At 54.2% G+C, this 19,367-nt stretch carries 22 protein-coding genes; 20 read left to right on the forward strand and 2 right to left on the reverse strand.

From position 1 onward, the window contains the following. Window positions 1-49: 49 nt before the first annotated feature. The 14 genes from NXF97_RS10595 to NXF97_RS10660 all read left to right on the forward strand — a co-directional run bounded on the left by NXF97_RS10595 (window position 50) and on the right by NXF97_RS10660 (window position 11,744). On the forward strand, window positions 50-2,413 hold the full coding sequence (locus tag NXF97_RS10595) for a phage tail tape measure protein (RefSeq protein WP_274955955.1): 2,364 nt from the start codon (window positions 50-52) through the stop codon (window positions 2,411-2,413). Window positions 2,414-2,422: 9 nt separating this feature from the next. Next, on the forward strand, window positions 2,423-2,638 hold the full coding sequence (locus NXF97_RS10600; RefSeq protein ID WP_074008647.1) for a tail protein X: 216 nt from the start codon (window positions 2,423-2,425) through the stop codon (window positions 2,636-2,638). A gap of 68 nt (window positions 2,639-2,706) precedes the next feature. After that, window positions 2,707-3,723, forward strand: a complete 1,017-nt coding sequence (locus NXF97_RS10605) for a phage late control D family protein (protein WP_274955956.1) — start codon at window positions 2,707-2,709, stop codon at window positions 3,721-3,723. A gap of 1 nt (window position 3,724) precedes the next feature. After that, window positions 3,725-4,459, forward strand: a complete 735-nt coding sequence (locus NXF97_RS10610; RefSeq protein ID WP_274955957.1) for a phage baseplate assembly protein V — start codon at window positions 3,725-3,727, stop codon at window positions 4,457-4,459. Window positions 4,460-4,471: 12 nt separating this feature from the next. Then, window positions 4,472-4,873, forward strand: coding sequence for a phage tail protein (locus tag NXF97_RS10615; protein WP_274955958.1), 402 nt, complete (start codon window positions 4,472-4,474; stop codon window positions 4,871-4,873). Further along, window positions 4,873-5,202 carry a GPW/gp25 family protein gene (locus NXF97_RS10620; RefSeq protein WP_274955959.1) on the forward strand — a complete coding sequence of 110 codons (330 nt, stop codon included), beginning with the start codon at window positions 4,873-4,875 and terminating at the stop codon, window positions 5,200-5,202. Before NXF97_RS10615 ends, NXF97_RS10620 begins: the two co-directional genes overlap by 1 nt. Beyond that, a complete protein-coding gene (locus tag NXF97_RS10625; RefSeq protein ID WP_274955960.1) occupies window positions 5,202-6,338 on the forward strand; it encodes a baseplate assembly protein in 1,137 nt (378 codons plus the stop codon). The genes NXF97_RS10620 and NXF97_RS10625 overlap by 1 nt, the downstream gene beginning before the upstream one ends. Before the next feature lie 2 nt (window positions 6,339-6,340). Further along, the gene (locus tag NXF97_RS10630; RefSeq protein ID WP_074008639.1) at window positions 6,341-7,021 is read left to right on the forward strand and encodes a phage tail protein I; all 681 of its coding nucleotides are present in this window, start codon (window positions 6,341-6,343) and stop codon (window positions 7,019-7,021) included. Between the two features lie 2 nt (window positions 7,022-7,023). Then, entirely contained in the window at window positions 7,024-7,884 is an 861-nt protein-coding gene (locus tag NXF97_RS10635; protein ID WP_274955961.1) for a phage tail protein, read from the forward strand. Continuing rightward, complete coding sequence (locus NXF97_RS10640) at window positions 7,884-8,795, forward strand: phage tail protein (protein ID WP_274955962.1); 912 nt, start codon at window positions 7,884-7,886, stop codon at window positions 8,793-8,795. Before NXF97_RS10635 ends, NXF97_RS10640 begins: the two co-directional genes overlap by 1 nt. Before the next feature lie 347 nt (window positions 8,796-9,142). Next, window positions 9,143-9,694 (forward strand): hypothetical protein, encoded by a 552-nt coding sequence (locus tag NXF97_RS10645; protein WP_274955963.1) that lies wholly within the window; start codon window positions 9,143-9,145, stop codon window positions 9,692-9,694. Then, complete coding sequence (locus NXF97_RS10650) at window positions 9,695-10,732, forward strand: hypothetical protein (protein WP_274955964.1); 1,038 nt, start codon at window positions 9,695-9,697, stop codon at window positions 10,730-10,732. Next, on the forward strand, window positions 10,732-11,004 hold the full coding sequence (locus NXF97_RS10655; protein WP_074008632.1) for a hypothetical protein: 273 nt from the start codon (window positions 10,732-10,734) through the stop codon (window positions 11,002-11,004). Before NXF97_RS10650 ends, NXF97_RS10655 begins: the two co-directional genes overlap by 1 nt. A gap of 11 nt (window positions 11,005-11,015) precedes the next feature. Further along, window positions 11,016-11,744, forward strand: a complete 729-nt coding sequence (locus NXF97_RS10660) for a phage tail protein (protein WP_274955965.1) — start codon at window positions 11,016-11,018, stop codon at window positions 11,742-11,744. Between the two features lie 2,371 nt (window positions 11,745-14,115). On the opposite strand, the gene NXF97_RS10665 is transcribed toward NXF97_RS10660, so the two are convergent. Next, window positions 14,116-15,297: a tyrosine-type recombinase/integrase gene (locus NXF97_RS10665; RefSeq protein WP_274955966.1), complete on the reverse strand. Its 1,182-nt coding sequence runs from the start codon at window positions 15,295-15,297 to the stop codon at window positions 14,116-14,118. On the opposite strand from NXF97_RS10665, the gene NXF97_RS10670 reads away from it, so the two are divergent. The 6 genes from NXF97_RS10670 to NXF97_RS10695 are packed head-to-tail and all read left to right on the forward strand — an operon-like array spanning window position 15,296 to window position 17,877. Continuing rightward, complete coding sequence (locus NXF97_RS10670; protein WP_274955967.1) at window positions 15,296-16,060, forward strand: DUF4376 domain-containing protein; 765 nt, start codon at window positions 15,296-15,298, stop codon at window positions 16,058-16,060. The genes NXF97_RS10665 and NXF97_RS10670 overlap by 2 nt on opposite strands. Then, entirely contained in the window at window positions 16,060-16,296 is a 237-nt protein-coding gene (locus tag NXF97_RS10675) for a pseudouridine synthase (RefSeq protein ID WP_074008726.1), read from the forward strand. Before NXF97_RS10670 ends, NXF97_RS10675 begins: the two co-directional genes overlap by 1 nt. A 21-nt stretch (window positions 16,297-16,317) precedes the next feature. Further along, entirely contained in the window at window positions 16,318-16,806 is a 489-nt protein-coding gene (locus tag NXF97_RS10680; protein ID WP_074008730.1) for a phage holin family protein, read from the forward strand. Further along, window positions 16,803-17,174: a YcbK family protein gene (locus NXF97_RS10685; protein ID WP_074008729.1), complete on the forward strand. Its 372-nt coding sequence runs from the start codon at window positions 16,803-16,805 to the stop codon at window positions 17,172-17,174. Before NXF97_RS10680 ends, NXF97_RS10685 begins: the two co-directional genes overlap by 4 nt. Continuing rightward, window positions 17,171-17,425, forward strand: a complete 255-nt coding sequence (locus NXF97_RS10690) for a hypothetical protein (protein ID WP_274955968.1) — start codon at window positions 17,171-17,173, stop codon at window positions 17,423-17,425. The genes NXF97_RS10685 and NXF97_RS10690 overlap by 4 nt, the downstream gene beginning before the upstream one ends. 2 nt (window positions 17,426-17,427) lie before the next feature. Further along, a complete protein-coding gene (locus NXF97_RS10695; protein ID WP_274955969.1) occupies window positions 17,428-17,877 on the forward strand; it encodes a hypothetical protein in 450 nt (149 codons plus the stop codon). 32 nt (window positions 17,878-17,909) lie between these two features. Here the strand turns inward: NXF97_RS10695 and NXF97_RS10700 are convergent, their stop codons facing one another. Further along, window positions 17,910-19,241, reverse strand: a complete 1,332-nt coding sequence (locus tag NXF97_RS10700; RefSeq protein WP_274955970.1) for a tyrosine-type recombinase/integrase — start codon at window positions 19,239-19,241, stop codon at window positions 17,910-17,912. Between the last annotated feature and the right edge of the window lie 126 nt (window positions 19,242-19,367).

Raw genomic sequence — 19,367 nt, forward strand, 5'->3', positions numbered from 1 at the left:
CTGGTTTCCGGGCTCGCATTTGCGGGCCTTTATTTTGCCCGGAGAAAATATGGGACTTAAGGACTACGCGATTGCCTTCACCGTATCGGGCAAGCTGGCAGGAACGTTTAACGATACGTTTGCTAAGGCGGGAGACAAAGTCGGAAAGTTTGAAAGACAGATTGAGGCGATGAACAAGGCCTCTTCTGATATCGGGTCTCTGATTAGTCTTCGTGAAGAAGGAGCGCGCCTGGCAAAGGATGCTGCTAATAAGAAAAAGGCGCTGGATGCGGTTTCAGAATCAATCAGAAGAACGGCTAGTCCGACGAAAGAGCAACTTGAGCTGGCAAGGCGACTGACGAAGGCTTACGGACTAGCCAAAAAGACTCTGGGCAGAAACTCTGAGGCGTTAAAACAAAACGCGCTGGCAGCCTCCTACAGCGGTGAAAGTATTCAGAAACTGACGGCAAGACAAGAGCGGTATGCGGTTGAAACGCAAAAGTTGATGAAGATCCAGCAAAGGTCTGCGCAGGCGCAGAAAACACTGAATTCGTATCGGTCAAAGTCTTTTTCCTCATTTGCAAGCGCTATTGAGCTTTCCGGAAAATTCATGGGTTCTGTCGGCATGGTAACCAAAGAGGCCATGAACATGGAAGATGCTATGGCTGAAGTGGCAAAGGTTGTCGATTTTGATGAGCCTGACGGTCTGAGCAAACTTCAGAAAGACCTGCAGAAGATGAGTCTCTCGATCCCGATTTCGGCGGCGGGGCTTGCCAATATTGCGGCTGCCGCCGGGCAGTCTGGTATAGCAGCAAAAGATCTCACGGAGTTCACTCGGCAAGCGGCACAAATGGGAGTCGCGTTCGGTGTGACTGCAGAAGAGGCCGGCACCATGATGGCTAAGTGGAAGAGCGGCATGGCACTCACATCGGATGAAACCTACCGCCTGGCTGATGCTGTCAACTATTTGTCCAACAGCAACGCTGCCCAGGCCAAGGAGATCGGAGATACGCTGCAGCGGTATGGAGCCTTGGGTCGTGTGGCCGGGCTGACTTCGGAGCAGACAGCTGCTCTTTCTGCCTCGGTCATTGCGGCAGGTGCTTCAGCTGATACAGCAGCTACAGGCATTAAGGCCATGATGCGGGCACTGGGATTGGGCGGATCCATGGCCGATAGACAGGCTGCGGCTTTTTCCAACATCGGCATGGATCCTATGCAGATGCAGAAAGATCTGCAGAAAGATGCGCCGGCAACAATCGTCAAAACGCTTAAGGCGATCCAGACGAAGGTCCCGAAGGAAATGTGGAATCAGTATCTCAATGCCATGTTCGGCGATGAGGCTGCCACTGCCGTTGGCCCGATGATGCAGAATCTGGAGGCTTTGGAAGAGAACTTTGCCAAAGTAGCCGATAAGGCGAGGTTTGCTGGATCAATGTTGGCCGAGTTTAAAGCCCGAAGTGCAACAACATCCAATGCGTTGTCACTGGTTGCGAACACGGCAAGATACGTCGGGCAGATCCTTGGCGAGCCTCTGCTGAAGCCGCTCAAGGAAATAAGCTCATATGTTGTTAAATTGTCATCTTGGTTTGGACAATGGGCTCAGGAAAACCAAGCACTGGTGGCCTGGGTGATGAAAGGGGTCGCAGCGTACGGAGTATTTAGGGTGGCTATGGCCGGTGTATCGGCTGTTGTCTACTCAGGACTGGCAGGATTTAAGTCTTTAGGCGTGTTTGTGCTTGCTGCGCAAAAGGCGATGTTGCTGTTCCGTGGCGCGGCTTTGGCTGCTGCGGTATCTTCGAAGGCCTTTACAGTGGCTGCAGTTATCGGCTCCGGAGTGATGAAGGGGTTGACGTTGGCGGTCAAGGGACTTGGCATTGCCCTGCGCTTTATGTGCGCTAATCCCATAGGTCTTGCTGTCACAGCAATTGCCGGCCTTGTGGCCGCCGGTATTGCCCTTTATAAAAACTGGGATACCGTCAAGGCATACATGACGCAGACCTGGAACACCATTGCAGCGGCTGCGAAGGGGCCGATTAACTCGGTGATCGGGATGATCAATTCGCTCATCGGTGCAATCAACAGCCTGCTCTCGTTTAAGGTGCCGGACTGGGTTCCCGGCCTCGGCGGAAAGTCGTTGTCTGTGGATATCCCGAAGGTCCCGCAACTTGCCGAGGGCGGTATCGCAACGGGACCGACCCTGGCAATGGTTGGCGAAGGTAAAGAGTCTGAGGCCATTCTTCCGCTCTCCCGTTTGCCGGAAGTGGGAGGCAAGGGGCCGGCTTCCATTAATGTGAACTTCGCGCCGGTCATCAATGTATCCGGAGGCAAAGATGCTTATGAAGGGGTGCGCCGCGGGTTGACCGAGGGTAGCAAGAGCCTGAAGCAGGATCTGCAGCGTCTCATGGCGGAAGAACGGAGACTCTCATTTTCCTAAGGAGCTTTAATGACGGAGTATGTCACCAAACAGGGCGACACCTGGGATGCGATAGCAAAGCGCCTCTATGGGGATGAGCGTTTTCTGGATGTTCTCATCCGGGCCAACATAAACCACAGGAAGACTGTGGTTTTTTCGTATGGGAAGCGGCTGGCAGTGCCGGAGATCAATACGCAGTCGGCGGCATACGAGCTCAACCTTCCGCCTTGGAAAAGGAGAAACTGATGGAACCGCTGCAGACAAGACTTCGGTTGCTTTTTTCTGCATCGAAAACGGACGTGACGGAGGATCTGATGCCGGATCTTCTTTCCTTTTCCTATACCGACAAAGAGAATGCCGAGGCCGATGAGGTGACGTTGACGCTCATGGACCCGGACGGGAAGTGGGCATCGCAGTGGAAGCCTGACGGCGGCGAGGTGGTTCAGGCTTTTTTGTCTGCCGGAACTGTTCTTATTCCCGGCATTGAGCTCGCATGCGGTACTTTTTACGCAGATACGCTGCGGGTGTCCGGATCGCCCAGAGTATTCGAAATGAGGGCGGTGTCGGTGCCTATGAATAAGCCGATTCGCCGCAGGCTACGAACCCGGGCCTGGGAAAAGACAACGCTCAAAGCGATTGCCGGATCAATTGCAGGTGAGGCTGGTGTGGGGCTTCTCTTTGATACGCAGACGGATCCGGAGTACGACAGGCAGGATCAGTCAAAAGAGAGTGATCTTGCGTTTTTGGTGAGGCTTACCGATGAAGCGGGCTTTTCCCTGAAGGTCACAGATGATCAGATTGTGGTGTTTGATCAGGCGGCTTACGAAAAGAAAGCGCCGGTTGAAACGCTCGTGTTGGGTACATCGCAGGTCATTTCTTGGGAATTTGAGAGTGCTCAGAGCGAGTCATACCGCACCTGTATGGTGTCCTACCGGGACCCGAAACAGAAAACCAAGCAAAAGGCGGGCAGTTATGACTTCAACCTGCGACCGGTATCCGGGAAAAGCACAAATCCGGCAGTGATGACCTACACGGCCACCGATCCGGATGCCGATCCGAACGGGCAGGAGTATGCCCTCAAGCGCCGGGCTAAGTCCCTTGAGGAGGCAAAGCGCCTTGCAACGGCAAAGTTGCGCAGCCTCAACAAACGTCGGGTGACGGGGCGGATTTCAGTTATTGGCGATGTCATGCTTGTGGCCGGTGCCGTTGTTGAGTGCAGCGGCTTCGGCAGCTTTGACGGGAACTTCATCATCGAAGAAGCAGTGCATTCGCTGGATTCGTCCGGCTACAGAACGGACATCAGTTTGAGGCGTGTGAACAACGCGTATTGAGATGGGACTTTTTGAACACTCCGCGCTGCCGGAAAAGATTAATGACCTGATCCGGATCGGAGAGGTTTCAAGTATCAACCCGAAAAAGGGAACGGCCCGCGTGGTTTTTGACGATGATGACGGTACGGTTTCTTTTGACCTGCCGATTCTGCAGCGCAACACCTTTGCCACGAAGGACTTCAACAGCGTCAATGTCGGCGAGGATGTGCTCTGCCTTTTCCTGCCGACGGGGCCGGAGGAAGGCTTCATTATCGGGAGTTTTTACGCGGGTGAAATTGAACTTCCGGAAAGCGATGAGAACAAGCGCACGACGTTGTTTAAAGACGGGACGCGCATTTCCTACGATATGGCAGCCCACGTGCTGACGGCGATTATCGAAGGCACGGTGCTGACGGCGGACAGAAAGAACGTATCGGCCACAGTTCCGGAAGCCGTGACGGTGACCTGTAAAACGGCCACAGTGAAGGCGTCCATGCAGGTGACGGTTGATACGCCTGATACACATGTCACCGGAAACGTGATGGTTGACGGAGCGCTCACGGTGAAGCAGTTGATTACCGGCAAGGGTGGCTTTGCGATTTCCGGCGGCAGCGGAGCGACTGCCAAGGTTGAGGGGTCGCTTGAAACAACGGGCGATGTGAAGTCTGACGGTGACGTGACCGCGGGCGAGATCAGTCTGAAGAATCACACGCACAAGGAACAAGGGGACGGCGCAGAAACGTCCGAGCCCCATTAAGGAGCTTAAAAGATGAGCAAGCTGATGCCCGTTTTGGGAGTGTTCGGTACGGTCCCTTTTATTTGCGCTTTTGACAAGGTGTTCACTTTTAAGGATTTGGCGAGAAGCCGCTCGGTGAGGTGGGCAAAGCACGATGTCATCGGGCAAAAGCCGGTACTTGAATGGATCGGCCCGGAACTTGACCGCATCAGCCTGCGGCTGCGGTTTGATACGTCACTGAACGTTCCGCCGCTCTTTGGGCTCACGATGTTAAAGCGCCTGACGGATGGGCATGAGTCCCATGTTCTGGTGATCGGTGGTGAGTATCTCGGGCGATTTGTGATTGAGTCCGTTTCGGAAGAGCGGCGTTTCCACACCGGAGCGGGTGTCTGCATTGTGGCTGAAGCGTCAGTTGAATTGTCGGAGGTGGTCTGATGGCTTATGCAGTGACTGCGGTGAGGGATGTGAGCTTTCAGCCGTCTTCTGAGCGTGAAGAAATCCTGCAGAACGTGCGCACCATCCTGGCAACACGCAAGGGCAGTGTCCCGCTGGACCGTGATCTGGGGATCGTATGGGAGCATCTGGATAAACCGTATCCGGTGGCACGCAGCCTGATGACAGCGGCGGTGATTGAGGCAGTTGAGTCCTATGAGCCGCGCGTTCGCGTTGAATCGGTTGAGTTTGAAGGGACGGAATCAGAAGCCATGGACGGCCTGATCAGGCCGCGGGTGATTGTTTCCATCTTGAACGAGGGAGAAGAGTGATGGCAGAAAGTTTTCCGCGCTGGAATCTGCCGGCGGTTGAGTTTCTGACAACGGATGCCGAAAGCATCAAGTCTGAGATTCTGACGAAGTACCAGGAGATTACCGGGCGAAGCCTTGCAGCCGGGGATCCGGTGAGACTTTTCCTGCTCAGTATTGCCGACATCCTCATCCAGCAGCGTGCGGCGGTGAACACGGCGGCACAGCAAAATCTTCTCTCTTACGCACAGGGTGAGTATCTGGACGCCTTGGGGAGCTACCTTTCGGTGAAACGTCTGGCGGAAAGCAGCGCCAAAACCACCCTCCGCTTCAGGTTGGCTCAGGCCCTGGCAAACATTTATGAGATCCCAGAGGGCTTTGAGGTGACAAATGGTGTGGTGACGTTTGCTACGGACAGTGCTCTTGAAATCCCTGCAGGAAAACTTGAAGGTGAAGTAACTGCTACCTGCACGCAGTCCGGTACTGTCGGGAACGACTACCTGGCAGGCCAGATTTCGACCATGGTTATTCCGTCTGTTTTTGTGGCTTCTGCTGAAAACATCACGATTACGACCGGCGGGGCCGATGCTGAAAGTGACGCAGAGTTTGCCGAGCGTGTGCGGCTTGCGCCAAACAGCTTTTCGGTAGCTGGCCCCAGCAAGGCCTACATCTATCACGCAAAGTCGGTGAGCTCTGCGGTGATTGACGTGTCGGTTGTGTCTCCGGTGCCGGGGAAAGTAGATGTCTACCCGCTACTGGAGGGAGGCGTGCTTCCCACTGAAGAAGTTCTTGCGCAGATTCGCGACTACCTGAGCTCCGACACGATCAGGCCGCTCACTGACTACGTTCAGGTACTTTCGCCCGAGGCGGTTCCCTATGAGATCGTGCTGCATTACTGGATCCTTGATGAGGACAAGCCCAAGGCGCAGTTCATTCAGAAGGCTGTGAATGAGGCAGTTGAAAGCTACCGCGTATGGCAGCAGTCAAAGATCGGACGTGACATTTTGCCCGGGCGTCTGGTGGCGGCTGTGATCAACGCCGGTGCTGCCCGCGTGGATGATTCGAGCATGCAGCCGTCTTCGTTTGTGCAACTCACCGGCAGCAAGGTAGCGCAGTGCACCAAGGTAACGGTTGTTTATGAAGGCACAAAGGCGGAATAGCGATGGCAATTGAACTGGAAAAAGTGGTTCTGGATGACCTGCTGCCGGATTCGATTGCAAAGGATGAGGGCGTTGCTGCTGCGGCCAAGGCCATTGATCCGCAACTTCAGATTGCTTCGGGGTTTGTGGATATTCCGTCGATCTACGTTTCGATTGACCGTCAGTCGAGCACGGCCCTGGATCATCTTGCAACACAGTATGACGTTTCGGTGTGGCGCGACACATGGCCTTTGGCCGTTAAGCGCAGTGTGCTGAAAACGGCCATTGCCGACAAACGGCGAAAGGGAACGGTAGAGGCGGTCAAACAGGCGCTTGCGTCTGTTTCTTCTGCGGCTGTTATCCGGGAGTGGTGGCAGAAAACGCCGAAGGGAGAGCCACATACGTTTGAGATCGTGGCAACTCAGGCTGACGTCGAGGGAACTATTGACGTTGAGATGCAGGAAGACATTGTGTCTCTGGTTGATGACGCAAAACCCCTGCGAAGTCATTACACCCTGACGATTCAGCAGAACGCCAAGGGCGGAATCAACGCGGCGGCGTACCTGAGACCGCTTGTCCTTGCGCAGATTTATCCCACGGACGCATCGGAAGTCAGGTCTTCCGGAACGGTTGGAATTGTTGCTGCAGTGCGACCGCTTATTAAGCGGCGGCTGGTGCTGGCGGCAGAGGAGAGTCGAAAGTGAAAATGGTCGTGACTAAGGTCGGACGACAGGCCATTGTTAATGCCGGGCAGACCGGGACGAATGCCGTGACGATCAGCCACATTGGCGTGGGCGCGGGGAAATACACTCCCTCCGAGTCGCAGACGGCGCTCACGGAGGAAATCAAGCGGTTGCCGATCATCGAGGGCGGCGGCACAGGAGACGGTGCCATCCATGTAGCGATGCAGGATGCCGATGCTCATGCCTATACGGTTTATGAGGTCGGCATTTTTCTTGCCGACGGAACGCTTTTTGCGGTTTGTTCGCAGACAGAGCCCGTGGTTCAGAAAACGAAGGCAACTGAACTGTTGCTGGCCCTTGACGTGACGTTTGCCGATGTGGACGTGAAGTCGATCCAATTCGGGGACGTGAGTTTCGGCAACGCGGCTGCTACTACGGCTAACGCCGGTGTTGTCCAGCTTGCAACGGACGATGAGGCAAAGGCAGGAACGGGCTCTCAGAAGGCTCTGACGCCTGCGGCGATGACAGCGGTTACTGCAACCACTGAAAGGCGCGGCCTCATTGCTCTCATTACGACGGTCGAGGCCGTTGAGGGCACAGACGATCAGAAGGCTGTTACGTCAGTAGCGCTTAAGGCGGCAGTTGATGCGAGAGCTGCAAGCCTGGCTGAAGCGCTCAGGGGCGTTTCTGCCGACAAGTTCATTACGCCTTCGGTGCTCCGGCAGGTGACGGCAACGAACGGCCGTCTGGGGCTTGTTGAGCTTGCGACAGAAGAAGAGGCTGTGAGAGGTATTGACGAAACACATGTGCTGACGCCGGCCACTGCCGCGGCTTTGTTTGCGCGTCTGATTAATGATTGGGCTGCTGGGAAGGGAGGTGAATGATGGCTGCGGCAAGTATGTTGATTACCCAGGCAGGTCTTGCTGAGATCATTAACGCGGAGCAAAACGGTACAACTCCGGTGGTGCTCACACAGGTCGCTTTCGGAACAGGCCAGTATGAGGCATCTGTCGGAACGACGGCCCTTGAGGCTGAATTTAAGCGCCTCACAGCGATTGCCGGCGGCGCTATCGGCGATAACCGCCTGCATGTGTCGGTTCGTGATGACAGCGCGGATGCTTACACGGTTTATGAGGTCGGTATCTACACGGATTCCGGAACGCTCTTTGCCGTCTGCTCCCGGGCCGTGCCGATCATCCAGAAGGCTTCGATTGCTGAGGCCTTTATGGCGATTGATCTGGAGCTCACGAACATCAATCCGGATTCTGTCACGATTGGGGATACGAACTTCCAGCTTAACGGTGCAACCACCACCAAGCGCGGCATTGTCGAGCTTGCAACGGACGCAGAGACCGTTGAGGGCCGTGACGGCTCACGCGTGGTAACTCCGGCGGGGCTCAAAACGCTGACTTCGACTGATGCAAGACGCGGTCTCATTGAGATTGCAACAGATGCTGAGGTTACTGCCGGTGCGGATAAAGAACGGGCGGTGACGCCTTATGGCCTTACCAAGCGGACGGCCACAAAAGACCGAACGGGTATGGCAGAGCTTGCGACACCGGAGGAGGTTGTGGCTGGTGAGGACGATTCGCGCATCGTGACGCCGGCAGGGCTCAAGTCGCTGACGTCCACACAGTCACGGGCCGGACTCATTGAGATCGCCTCGACCGAGGAAACGCTAGCCGGAAGTGACGCAACAAGAGCTGTGACGCCTTCCGGTGTGGCTGCGCTTCGTCATGGGAACGGCGAGAGAAGTGTTCGTGCTGACGGTAAGCCGACCTATGGTCTGACGTAGTGAGGGCTTAATCGTGACGGCAAGATTTAACTTCGAGATTTGGCGCGGGACGGATGCTGATTACGTTTTAGCCCTCAGGGACGGTCGCGGACCGATGGATCTGACAGGGTTTGAGGCCGATATGCAGATCCGCAGCGCAGAGGATGATACGTGGCTTGACTCTCTGAAGACCTCCGATGAGCGTCTTGTCATTGAAGACGGAGGGCGCATACGAATGACCTTCCCGCGGGGAATTACGGCCGAGTACACACCCGGCCGTTTTTATTGGGACTTACTCATTGAATCACCGGACGGTCGCCTGACACGGGTGATTGACGGTTGGATTTGTGTTCATTCGGGGGTGAGACGTGTTTGACGGAAACAGAAAAACCGGGATCGCGCCGGCGGACTTTGTTCTGCGCAAGTGCTTTCCCGGTCAGGTCAGGCCGCAGCATTCACCGGATGTTGTGGTTGTTGAGGTTCCCGGCATTCAGGGGCCGGCCGGAGCAAAGCACGGGGTGCTTTTTACGGAGCAAAACCTGACTGAGGAACAAAAGGAACAGGCCCGGAAGAACATCGGCGCGGTGTCGCTCTTGCAGTCGATTGAGATCCAGGGCTTCTCCGTCCGCTGGTGCGGGCGGGTGCTGGAGGCTTCAAGTGCAGGGAATCCCCTGGACGAACTTGAGCCAAAGAAAAACGTGCGCGAAGGCGATTCTGTGATTGACGCATCGCGCAATCTTTATCAGATCGTCCGGATTGATCAGGCGGCGGGGACATATTCGATTACGAAGTCGCTTGCGCGTCTGGGCGTTTTGGACTACCGGGAGTTAAGCAACCTCCCGCATCTCGGGAAGCTTTCAGAGCTTGACTATGTAGGCCGGACCGAGCTTTCTACTTCAATTGATTTGGGGAATATTTAAATGGCTGAACCGATTCAGATTCAACAATTGGGCGGTACCACTGAGCAGCTTGCCGGCTTTACCGGTAAGGACAAGGTCATTGTCATCAATACGGATACACACCGTCTGCACATTCAGGACGGCAAGACTCCGGGCGGTCTGCCGGGGGCGTTGCTGAAGGATGTCACCGACGTCCAGAAGGAGACCGAGACCAACGCTGCGGCCATTGCGGCGTTGCAGAAAAAGACTGATGCTATGCAGACTACGTTGGACGGCAAACCCAACATCGATGATACGGCCAAGGCTGCCAACAAGGTCTACAGCTCTCAGAAGACAGAAGATTTGGTGACGCAGGCCAAACAGCAGGTTAAGAATGATCTGCTTAACGGTGTCGGCGCTGAGATGGATACGCTCAAGGAAGTTGCGGATGCCATCAAGAACAACAAGGACGCTCTCACGGCCTTGCAAACAGTTGCCGGCAAACATGTGAGTTATGAGGCACAGCAGCTCACGAGCGAACAGAAGACGCAGGCCCGCACGAATATTGATGCCGTGTCGAGCGCACAGCTTTCTGCAAAGCTCAACGGGACCGTGCTCAAGGCGGGAGCTGCTACCGAAGGTGGCGGCAGCGAAGCAATCGGCCTGAACAGTCTCACAGACGAAGGAGAGTTTATTGTCCCGACGGCAAAGGATCTCCCCAGTGGTGTCTCTGACACGTATCAGAACCTTCAGGTCTCTGTGCGCAGAAGCGGATCTGTGATTCTGCAAGTTATCCGCGGTGTTGACGGTGATCAGGGACGCGTCTTTATGCGTACCGGTACGGCTGCCGGCGGCGGGACTGTGACGTGGGTTGCGTGGGCGGAGGTTGGCGCAAGACAGGATCTGTCCGGATATGCGACCAAGAAAGAACTGCAGGCTACGGACAAGAAGTCGCAGCAGGGTATCAATGATGCCAAGACGGCCAATGACGCCATTGCAGCTTTGGGGGCTTTGGCGCACAAGAGTCAGATTTCTCCTGCTGACCTGGCAGCTGATTTTGACCTGGGGAGCATTGCCTGATGAATTACCGGAAGACCGTTTACTGGGGGACTTCTTCCAAGATTGCCTCAACGGCCGCTACGGCGGGCGTTATGGCGATCAACACGGACACCAAGCGGGTGCATGTGTTTGACGGGAAGACCAAGGGCGGTCATCCGGGGGCTCTGCTGTCGGAACTTCAGGCGGCTGAAAAACGAATTAAGGTTTTGGAGGCCGCCTCGAATCTGACGGTAAAGGCTTTTGGAGATTCCCTTGAAAGACCGGCAGACAAGCCGACTTATGGGTTAACCTGAAGGAGTTTCTGATGTTGAAGCAGAGAGACGTCTGTCTGATCTCAAAGGATCCGACAGACGGGGTAACAACGATTGATATGCCGATCACGCGCATCGGCAATGTGGAAGATGCCGCGAAAGTGGCAACGAGCGGGAATTATTCGGATTTGAGCGGCACTCCGAAGTCGCTGAAAAATCCTCAGGCGCTTACTTTGCAGATCGGCGGTGTGACGAAGGTGACGTATGACGGGAGCAATAAGGCTACGTATAACGTAACGCTTCCGAAGATTCCGACGAGCCTCAAGAGTCCGTATGCACTGACGATTAAAAGAAATGGCACGAAGCTGGGGGATTATGACGGCGGCAAGGCGGTCGCAGTCGACATTCAGCAGAAAAAGCTCACTGTCAATGTGAACGGCGTAAAGGTCGGCGAATACAACGGTGATGTCGATCAGGTGATTGACATCACAGTGAGCGAAGGGGCTCAGCCCGGTGATTACAAAATGATTGCCGGCAGCACGATCCCTGACGGTTGGCTTTTATGTAACGGTGCAGCGGTCTCCAGAACGACCTATGCCAAGTTGTTTGCGGCCATTGGTACCCGGTATGGATCAGGCAACGGCTCTACCACGTTTAATTTGCCTAATTTCAATGGTAGGCATGTGTTGGGCACAACCAACACGGGAAACCTCGGTAGCTACGTAAGTGCTGGGTTACCGGACATCACGGGTTCTTTCTTCACCAAACGTCTCAATGGCTGATTCTGGTGCGCTTTCATTTGTCTACGGCCGGCACTGGTCCGGCGGTCATCTGTTCCGGTCGGCTTACACGCTAGATGATTATCAAGGCATAGCATGCCGGGACGGACACTATCCGCTTGACATGGCCGTAAGTCGACGTCTGAATACCCAGCTCGGAAGCGCGAGCCCATACTGAGCATTTGCTGAATCATCGACAGACCATGCTCCACTTGCCGCCCGCTAGATAATTGCTATAGAAAGCGCCGTTAAATGAGCCATCTACTGGAATGCTCCGTACTGTTGGTGTATCTTTTGGGCTGATCGTATCCTGTTATGTCCGGCCGGACATAAGTGGCACTGTACATCCGGCTATGACGCCTGAAGGACAGCGGTGACCGACCAAAGGGGACGTGCTATTCAGCATCCCAAGGTAACGTTGATACTCGGATTCGGCCGATGCCAGTACGAGAGACTCATCTGTGTCTTAGCGTTATTTCGGCTTGCAATTAGACAGGCTATCTACGGAAACATCATGAGATCAGTGCGAGTGCCACCTCTGTACACTGATAATCATCAAGCGTAGCAGCAGCATCGGCACGTAGACATTGTTAGAAAGCACCGGATATATGAGGCTTCACGGAAAGTGAAGCCACGAATACACAATTGCAGTGGTTGATATACGGACGTAACGTCCGGAATTTGAATTGACTCCGCTATGAGCGAATAACAGCAGGAGCTTGGGACAGATCCATTCAGGCGTGCTATACGATCAAACTTCATCGCAGTATGGGATGTCCGGCCATTCTATAGCAGCGAGAGCATTATATCTGGATTAATCATGACCTGGTGCGTTATGCCGGCTATTATGCTGATATTCAGGATGCAACGTAACGTCATATTCTCAGGCGGAGTATACACTCCAGTTAGCTGAGGTCCATTACAGGCTACTAGCGGATCAGAATGCACCTAGGCGCATCATGAGTCGGAGTAGACCGTCTGGCATGCCGTTGACGTTTTAACTGTATCTATCAAGCAAAAGCGCAGTCAACCACAAAACTGTCTGATTGCATAGTCCAGAAATAATGGCCCCGTTATGCTTAATGCGGCTCGGTCGTTCCTCCAACGGATGACAGTTGATGCTCATAACGTCCGTTCATAATGGATGCCTGTCCGCAAGAGCATGCCTGCCGATATTGATATTGTCAGGAGCTCGGCGTCACTATATTTCGGACATTCCGACGGTTAGTCCGGCCAGTTAAGCTGTGGCCGTCCTTAATGATTATCACGTTGGATAATCATTAGCGTGTAAGCCGCAACAAACCGGAAGGCTTCCTATGTCCCGATGCTCGGCCATCGGGCGTACGATCGTGAGGGAATCTACCATTCTGGCGAATGGAATAGCCCGCCTTTGGCAGACATTTCGACTAGACTCACCGGACTTGCGTCCAGGCTCGTACCTATCGAAACTTAACCTCCGGTATATTCGTATGTCCGCCGGTTAATGCCGTGATACGAGAATTACAGTATCATAGCAAGCTGGCACATATTCGCGTTCTGGCACAGCCCGAAGGAATCATAGATTACCTTGCAAGATGCCAACAGAACAATTTTAAGCTCGTGTGGCTGCTTCCAATCTAATGGCATATGGAACATCAACGGTGTGAGTTCTCCGCTGCCTACACTGATGATAATCACACGGCACAGGCCGAGAGACTCGACCATTGATAGTTTCCTAGTGATTCGTATCGCAGAAGCCATAACCTATAACAGTGGTATTCTGTCCGCCGCATCATTGGACTTGGTCTCCGGCTATCGAGCGATAAAGCCCCGTGGTCATGTCAACAGCGTGCCGTCGATTCAGCAAGAATGCCGTTCATGTGGATATGAATGTCCGGCATCATTCGGCATGAGGAGCGCCTGGAGGATCTATACGGTGCCCTCTGGACAGAAGACTCGGGAATACAGTGACAAAAAGTCCGTAGCGCCCGGGCCGGATCCGATTGTTAACGTCCGGATGCGTGCCGGCGCGTATGATCAGTACGTATGGAAGATCGTCATCAGTGTCTGTCGCCGCGGCTTATGTCCTGATGATAATCAAGTGAATAGCCGCAGGAACGGAGACAGATGATGAATTTCCGTACGCATTATTTGAATAATGGGCGGCAAAATTTAAAGCATAGTCATCACCGTAGCGGTCCATCCGCATGAAAATCAACCTTTTTGCCACGATTAAACGCAACCGGAATATATAGCACCACTAGAAAAATGAAAGCCACCAGCATCACCATTGAAGTTTGGTGAAACAGAACCCGTGATGTCCGGTGCCCAAACTGTCTATAAATCATCAGAAGATAGGGGGCTGAATACTGGTGGCTGCCCCCTGTGGTTTGGGCTAAGACTTTTCTTTGGCCTCCTCATTGGCGCTGATAATGTGTGGAAGAAGACCGGCTCTCAGGGCACAGCCGTATACATAAGAGCACCACGCGTCCATGACGGGGCGTCTTGCCTCCAAATAATCAGACCTTTGGTAAGCGCGTGAAACTTGACTCCCGGACACGTGAGAGAGGCATGATTCCGCAACTTCAAACGGGATGGCGTGGTCTGCCAGCCAGCTCCTGGCGATTGACCGCAGTCCGTGAGCAACGAGTTTTCCTGAAAGGGTTGTCTGATGAAGGTACTTGGCAAGCTTCTGGCTTGACATGTGCTCGTTTGACCGCATGCCTGAAAAGACAAAGGCATTTTTCGGGTGAGGTGAGAGTTTGTGTTCCTCCGCCAGTAGACGGAGCATGAAATTTGTTAGTGGAACCCTGTGAGGCCGGCGCTTTTTCATCTGGTCTCCGGGAATGGTCAGCGTTTCGTCTTTAATCCAGTCTTTCCTGAGCTTTGCAGTTTCGCCTGGCCGCAGCATTGAGCATAGCGACCAAAGAAACAAGATTTGTAGCCTGGTCGGGGCGGCGGCTATGACAGCCATGATTGATTCGAGCTCCTGCCATGGAAGGGCCGGCATGGGGCGAGTGACTGGCGGGGCGAAGATGCGGTTTAGGCGATCAATTGGATTGTGCTGAATGTAGCCGGCACATACCGCTAAGTCTAGGATTTCGCGCACCCGCATGATGACGCGCTTGAGTGTTGCTCTGTGTCCGGCGGTTTCAATTGGCCGAACGATTTGGATCATGAGCGGCGCGGTGATTTCGTCAATTTGGCGATTCCCCAGAGGACCAATGACGTACTTCTCGAGCCTTCGTCGTTCGTCAGCGTAGCTCGTGATTCTCCCCTTTTTTAAATTGCACCATAAGTGGAAAGCATCTTTGAGGGTGTAGCCAAGAGGCGGCTCCTGGCCCAGCTCTTTCCGCTTTCTGCGGGCGATTTGCTTTGCTTCGGCCAGGGACATTTCAGGGAAGTGGCCGATGGCCAAGTCGGCTACACGGCCGAGTGTGCAGATTCGCAGTACCCAGGACTTAGTGCCTGATGGCTGAACTTTTAAAGACAGCCCGTAACCAACCGCGATTGAGTAGCGCTTTTGGCGCGGCTTAAGTGCGGCTAACTTTTTTGAGGTAATTGGAGTTTTTAACATGGCATCAAAATTAGTTCGTTTACCCTGCGTTGATGAGGACGGCTATTTCTGCGATTTCAAGATGGTGATGGAAATGCCGGACGGAGAGTTGCTGCTTCCGGATGATGTGGCGCAGATTGATGCGCCCGCAGAGGATCCGGCTGCGGCCCAGTCGTTTTACCGCCTATCGGACGATAAGTCCTCATGGATTAAGGAACCGAAACCAAAGACGGCAGAAGATTGTGTTGCGATGGGGGCGGTTTCTCATCAGTCCCAGACGCAAAGATGCAATGAGCTTCGCCAGTTGTTCCAAAAGCTCACAGAGGGCAGCACAACGCATCGAATCGCACGTGGGCCTGATCTGGAGTGGATTGTTGAAAAGATTCCGGAAAAGACGGTCGATGAGCTGAAAGAAGAAAAGAAGCGTGAGCTGGACGGTGCCTTTACTGCCTGGCGCGGTGAAGCCGCCACCTTAAAGTCTTCTCTCGGCTTTGAGGCTGACAGCGACGACCGTGCGAAAACTGACGTCGGCGCCCTTGTCGAGGCTTTAGAGGCGCAGAACGCCTACACCGCAGCTGGCGTCGAATTTATGGACGCCAACAACGTAAAACACCCGCTCAACCTTGAGCAACTTCAGGTCTTGAATCAGGAAATTATCACTGCAGGCCTCGCCGCTTACGACTACAAGTGGAAGACGCGAGACGAGATTGATGACGCGAAGACGAAAGAAGACCTCGCGAAAATCAAGATCAAGTTTGTCCCTGTCGACTTTACGGCCGCGTGATGTACGCATACATCAAGAACGTGCTGATCGCGTTGGATCAACTCGCCAACGCCCTGATCGGCGGGTGGCCGGATGAGAGTTTGTCGAGCCGGGCCTGGCGGGAATACTGCTCGGGCCAGCGGCTCTGGCCAAAGCGGCTGATCGATGCCCTGCTGTGGTTCGACAAGAACCACTGCGAAGAGTCGTGGAAGAGCGAAAAGGGCCGGCGGCAATTCCCGCCGGATCTGCGGGAGTGATTTATGCCGGAGAGGATGCACATGGCGCCTGACTTTTTGCCTGTTGGCACAGAGAAAATACTTGCCGCGGCCGTGGGCGCCCTCACCGGCGCTCTTTCATTTTTCTTCGGTCTCGATACCAAGCCGCTCATCATATGGCTCGCGATCTTTGTCGGAGCAGACCTTGTGACGGGCATGGCGGCCGCGTTCGTCAAACGCGACTTTGAGAGCCGGATCGTGTCTCATGGGCTTTTGAAAAAGGGCCTGATGTTTGTTGTCGTGGGCTTTGCGCACGGCCTTGACGTGCAGTTTGCCTACACGCTGGGCTATCTCGCTGTGTTCCAAGGCATTGTCATCGCGGCCTACGGCTTCACAGAACTCATGAGCATCATCGAGAACCTCGATCGCATGGATCTCGGCGGATGCATCCCTCCGATCATCCGCAAGGCACTAAAACAGATCAACGCCCGGCTAGATGAATCAGTGGAAAAGATCGGCGACAAGCCGAAAGAAGGACCGTTACAAAAATGAAAATCGGATACTTTGACACAAAGGAGCTCGCCAGCAAGGACGGCCAGCACTCGCCGTTCGGGGAGCAGCAGGTCAGATCCGAGCTGCTCTTTTTATTGAACCGGATCCGGACGGCATGGGGGCGGCAGATCATTGTCAACAGTGCTTATCGCTCGCCAGAGCACAACCGCGCTGTGGGCGGCGTGGAGAACTCTTACCACGTCCAGGGGCTTGCAGCAGACATCAGGCCGGAGAACCTGGAGGATCTTCCTGAGCTGCAGGATCTTTGTTTGGAGCTCAATTCTGACGGCGGAGTGGGGCTGTATGACAGCTTTGTGCATGTTGATGCCAGAGGATTCAAGGCGCGCTGGGACAACTGCAAAAAATGACCAAAGAAGAAATCATCAAATACGTTTTTAAATTTTTCAAGGAGTATGTGATGAACAGCGAAGACTTTCAGGAATGGCTTAAGAAAATCGGCGTGAAGGTCGAAGATCTCACGCTGGACGCCTACGAAAAACTCAAGGCCGAGAAGGCCAAGCTCGATACCGAGACGCGCCGCAAGTGCCGTCTCTTCTGGGCGCCTGTCTGTGTCGGCTTCGGCATGATCTGCTTCTTTGCCGGCGGTTGGCTGATTTAAAGATGGCCAAGTGGCTCTACCTCGCTGCGGCCGTGGTCGTCTTCAGCGCCGGATACGCCTTTGCGGACGCCCTGCGCACTGCAGACATCGCGCGCCTTAAAGCCGGCTACGCGGCCGCGGCTCAGAAGTACCAGGCCGAACTCACGAAAAGGGAGACAGACAATGCGAAGAAGCTCGCCGACGCGGTCGACAAGAAGCAGGCTGAAATCAATGCGCTTGACTCTCAGCTTGCTGGTATGCGGCGGGATGTTGAGCGCCTGCGCGGCGCGGCCGCCGGCGGTGGTCGAGTGCCCGCCGGCACCTGCGATTCCGGAAAGCTTTGTGAGCGACGAATCGCAGAATGTAGACGCCTTCTTGTTGAGAGTGCGGAATCTCTTGAAGAGGGCAGCCGATTGGTCATCCGGTTATCATCAGATCGATCAGCAGTAAAGGAAATACTTCATCGTCCATGACGTCATGGGGCTGCGCCCCTATGGCGCCTTTTTTAGTTGAAGTCATCCATTTCCTGTGTCAGGAATTGTCCCCAGGCCTCAAAGACATCGCGCATTTCTCCAGTGGCTTGGTCGCGGTCATAGGCACACTGGTAAGACTCATTTCTGTGGTCGAGGCAGCTCTCCCGGACATCCTTTGGAAAGAAGGGATGTCCAAATCGTTTCCCGTCCTTGGCCCAGGTATTGAAGCTTGCTCTGGCGCAGCCATGCAGCGTCACAATGCGGGGTGTCTGCGTTGCTCCGTGGATTTGTTCCGGATCAACCCAGCCGATACCGTCAATTTTGCGCTGGCGGTCGTGCATTCTTTTCAAGAGGCGCGAGAAGGCTTCCGGAGACATCGGCTTGAGGCTGCGCTGAAAGATACTGGGAAAGAGGTAATCCTGTCCTTCATATTTGACTCTCGGCATGGTTTCCAGCAGCCTGACCGCAACGGAACTCAGAGGGGTCTTTCGGTCAAACGGCAAGCCTTCGGCCTTGACCTTCATGCGTGAACGCGGAATCAGGTGGATCCAGTTGCCGTCATCGTCCTTTTGGATTTCACTCCAAGTGGCCTCTCGAGCGGTAGAGTTTCTAGCTGCCGTCAGGATGGCAAAGGCCAAGCATCTGGCGGCAGGGCTCGAAAGGGTGTATTCCATGAGCATTTTGAAGAATGCCGGCATCTTTTGGACGGGGAGAGCCGGTTCGTGGCCGGTTTCCGGTCTGTTCAACGGCAGTAGGTCTCCAAGTTTTCCGCCGTGAATGCGCGCCGGGTTGATCATTGGCGGAATGATTTCTTGTCGGATTGCCCAGTCAATGGCATTCCTGGTGTCAGCAAGAATCTTTTCCGGGGTGTTGGTCATGGTCCGCCATTTTTCCGACAGCGCGTCAGCAAACATCTCGGGCGTTAATTCAGCGGCCGGACACTGGCGCAGCGAGTCTGGGATGTGGTTTCTGAAATATCCTTGCCACACGCCGAGTCGAGGTTTCTTGTCATCTTTCCACCGGCCGCGTTTATTGTTGAATTCAACCCATTGAAACATGAGATTCTCATACGTCAGTTTTTGGGGAGAGGAGGCCTCTAAGAGTTGTTTGGAAGGGTCATCGCCCTTGAGGATGAGGTCTCGCCATTCTGCTGCCTTGGTGAATGCTTCTGAGAGTGAGATGTCCGGAAATTTTCCGATGGTGTAGGAGCGTTTTTGTTTTCGATCTTTGAGAACAAAATACTTGGCAAACGATCCGTCGGCGAGCTTCCGGACAGTCACATAAAGCCCCGGCACAACGCCGCAGGCAGTGTCCTTTTCAAGGGTCTTCAGTCGTATCGCTGTGAGGCGTTCAGCTACTCTCATGCCGCTCTCTTGCTGGGTTGGAGGCTATGCTCCCAAAAGTTCCGAAGAAAAAATGAAAAATTCCGAAGAAATCATACCCATTGGGAGCATAGTTGGGTGAAATCATTCGCGAGCTGGAGGGAGTTT

This window comes from Duodenibacillus massiliensis (genome assembly GCF_928721995.1).
In the GTDB taxonomy this organism is placed as follows: Bacteria; Pseudomonadota; Gammaproteobacteria; order Burkholderiales; family Burkholderiaceae_F; genus Duodenibacillus; species Duodenibacillus massiliensis.

Bases quoted from the DNA above. Each gene is read 5' to 3' on its own strand.
- NXF97_RS10595 (WP_274955955.1), top strand. From the start codon at position 50: ATGGGACTTAAGGACTACGCGATTGCCTTCACCGTATCGGGCAAGCTG.
- NXF97_RS10600 (WP_074008647.1), top strand. From the start codon at position 2,423: ATGACGGAGTATGTCACCAAACAGGGCGACACCTGGGATGCGATAGCA.
- NXF97_RS10605 (WP_274955956.1), top strand. From the start codon at position 2,707: ATGCCGGATCTTCTTTCCTTTTCCTATACCGACAAAGAGAATGCCGAG.
- NXF97_RS10610 (WP_274955957.1), top strand. From the start codon at position 3,725: ATGGGACTTTTTGAACACTCCGCGCTGCCGGAAAAGATTAATGACCTG.
- NXF97_RS10615 (WP_274955958.1), top strand. From the start codon at position 4,472: ATGAGCAAGCTGATGCCCGTTTTGGGAGTGTTCGGTACGGTCCCTTTT.
- NXF97_RS10620 (WP_274955959.1), top strand. From the start codon at position 4,873: ATGGCTTATGCAGTGACTGCGGTGAGGGATGTGAGCTTTCAGCCGTCT.
- NXF97_RS10625 (WP_274955960.1), top strand. From the start codon at position 5,202: ATGGCAGAAAGTTTTCCGCGCTGGAATCTGCCGGCGGTTGAGTTTCTG.
- NXF97_RS10630 (WP_074008639.1), top strand. From the start codon at position 6,341: ATGGCAATTGAACTGGAAAAAGTGGTTCTGGATGACCTGCTGCCGGAT.
- NXF97_RS10635 (WP_274955961.1), top strand. From the start codon at position 7,024: ATGGTCGTGACTAAGGTCGGACGACAGGCCATTGTTAATGCCGGGCAG.
- NXF97_RS10640 (WP_274955962.1), top strand. From the start codon at position 7,884: ATGGCTGCGGCAAGTATGTTGATTACCCAGGCAGGTCTTGCTGAGATC.
- NXF97_RS10650 (WP_274955964.1), top strand. From the start codon at position 9,695: ATGGCTGAACCGATTCAGATTCAACAATTGGGCGGTACCACTGAGCAG.
- NXF97_RS10655 (WP_074008632.1), top strand. From the start codon at position 10,732: ATGAATTACCGGAAGACCGTTTACTGGGGGACTTCTTCCAAGATTGCC.
- NXF97_RS10660 (WP_274955965.1), top strand. From the start codon at position 11,016: ATGTTGAAGCAGAGAGACGTCTGTCTGATCTCAAAGGATCCGACAGAC.
- NXF97_RS10670 (WP_274955967.1), top strand. From the start codon at position 15,296: ATGGCATCAAAATTAGTTCGTTTACCCTGCGTTGATGAGGACGGCTAT.
- NXF97_RS10665 (WP_274955966.1), bottom strand. From the start codon at position 15,297: ATGTTAAAAACTCCAATTACCTCAAAAAAGTTAGCCGCACTTAAGCCG.
- NXF97_RS10675 (WP_074008726.1), top strand. From the start codon at position 16,060: ATGTACGCATACATCAAGAACGTGCTGATCGCGTTGGATCAACTCGCC.
- NXF97_RS10680 (WP_074008730.1), top strand. From the start codon at position 16,318: ATGGCGCCTGACTTTTTGCCTGTTGGCACAGAGAAAATACTTGCCGCG.
- NXF97_RS10685 (WP_074008729.1), top strand. From the start codon at position 16,803: ATGAAAATCGGATACTTTGACACAAAGGAGCTCGCCAGCAAGGACGGC.
- NXF97_RS10690 (WP_274955968.1), top strand. From the start codon at position 17,171: ATGACCAAAGAAGAAATCATCAAATACGTTTTTAAATTTTTCAAGGAG.
- NXF97_RS10695 (WP_274955969.1), top strand. From the start codon at position 17,428: ATGGCCAAGTGGCTCTACCTCGCTGCGGCCGTGGTCGTCTTCAGCGCC.
- NXF97_RS10700 (WP_274955970.1), bottom strand. From the start codon at position 19,241: ATGAGAGTAGCTGAACGCCTCACAGCGATACGACTGAAGACCCTTGAA.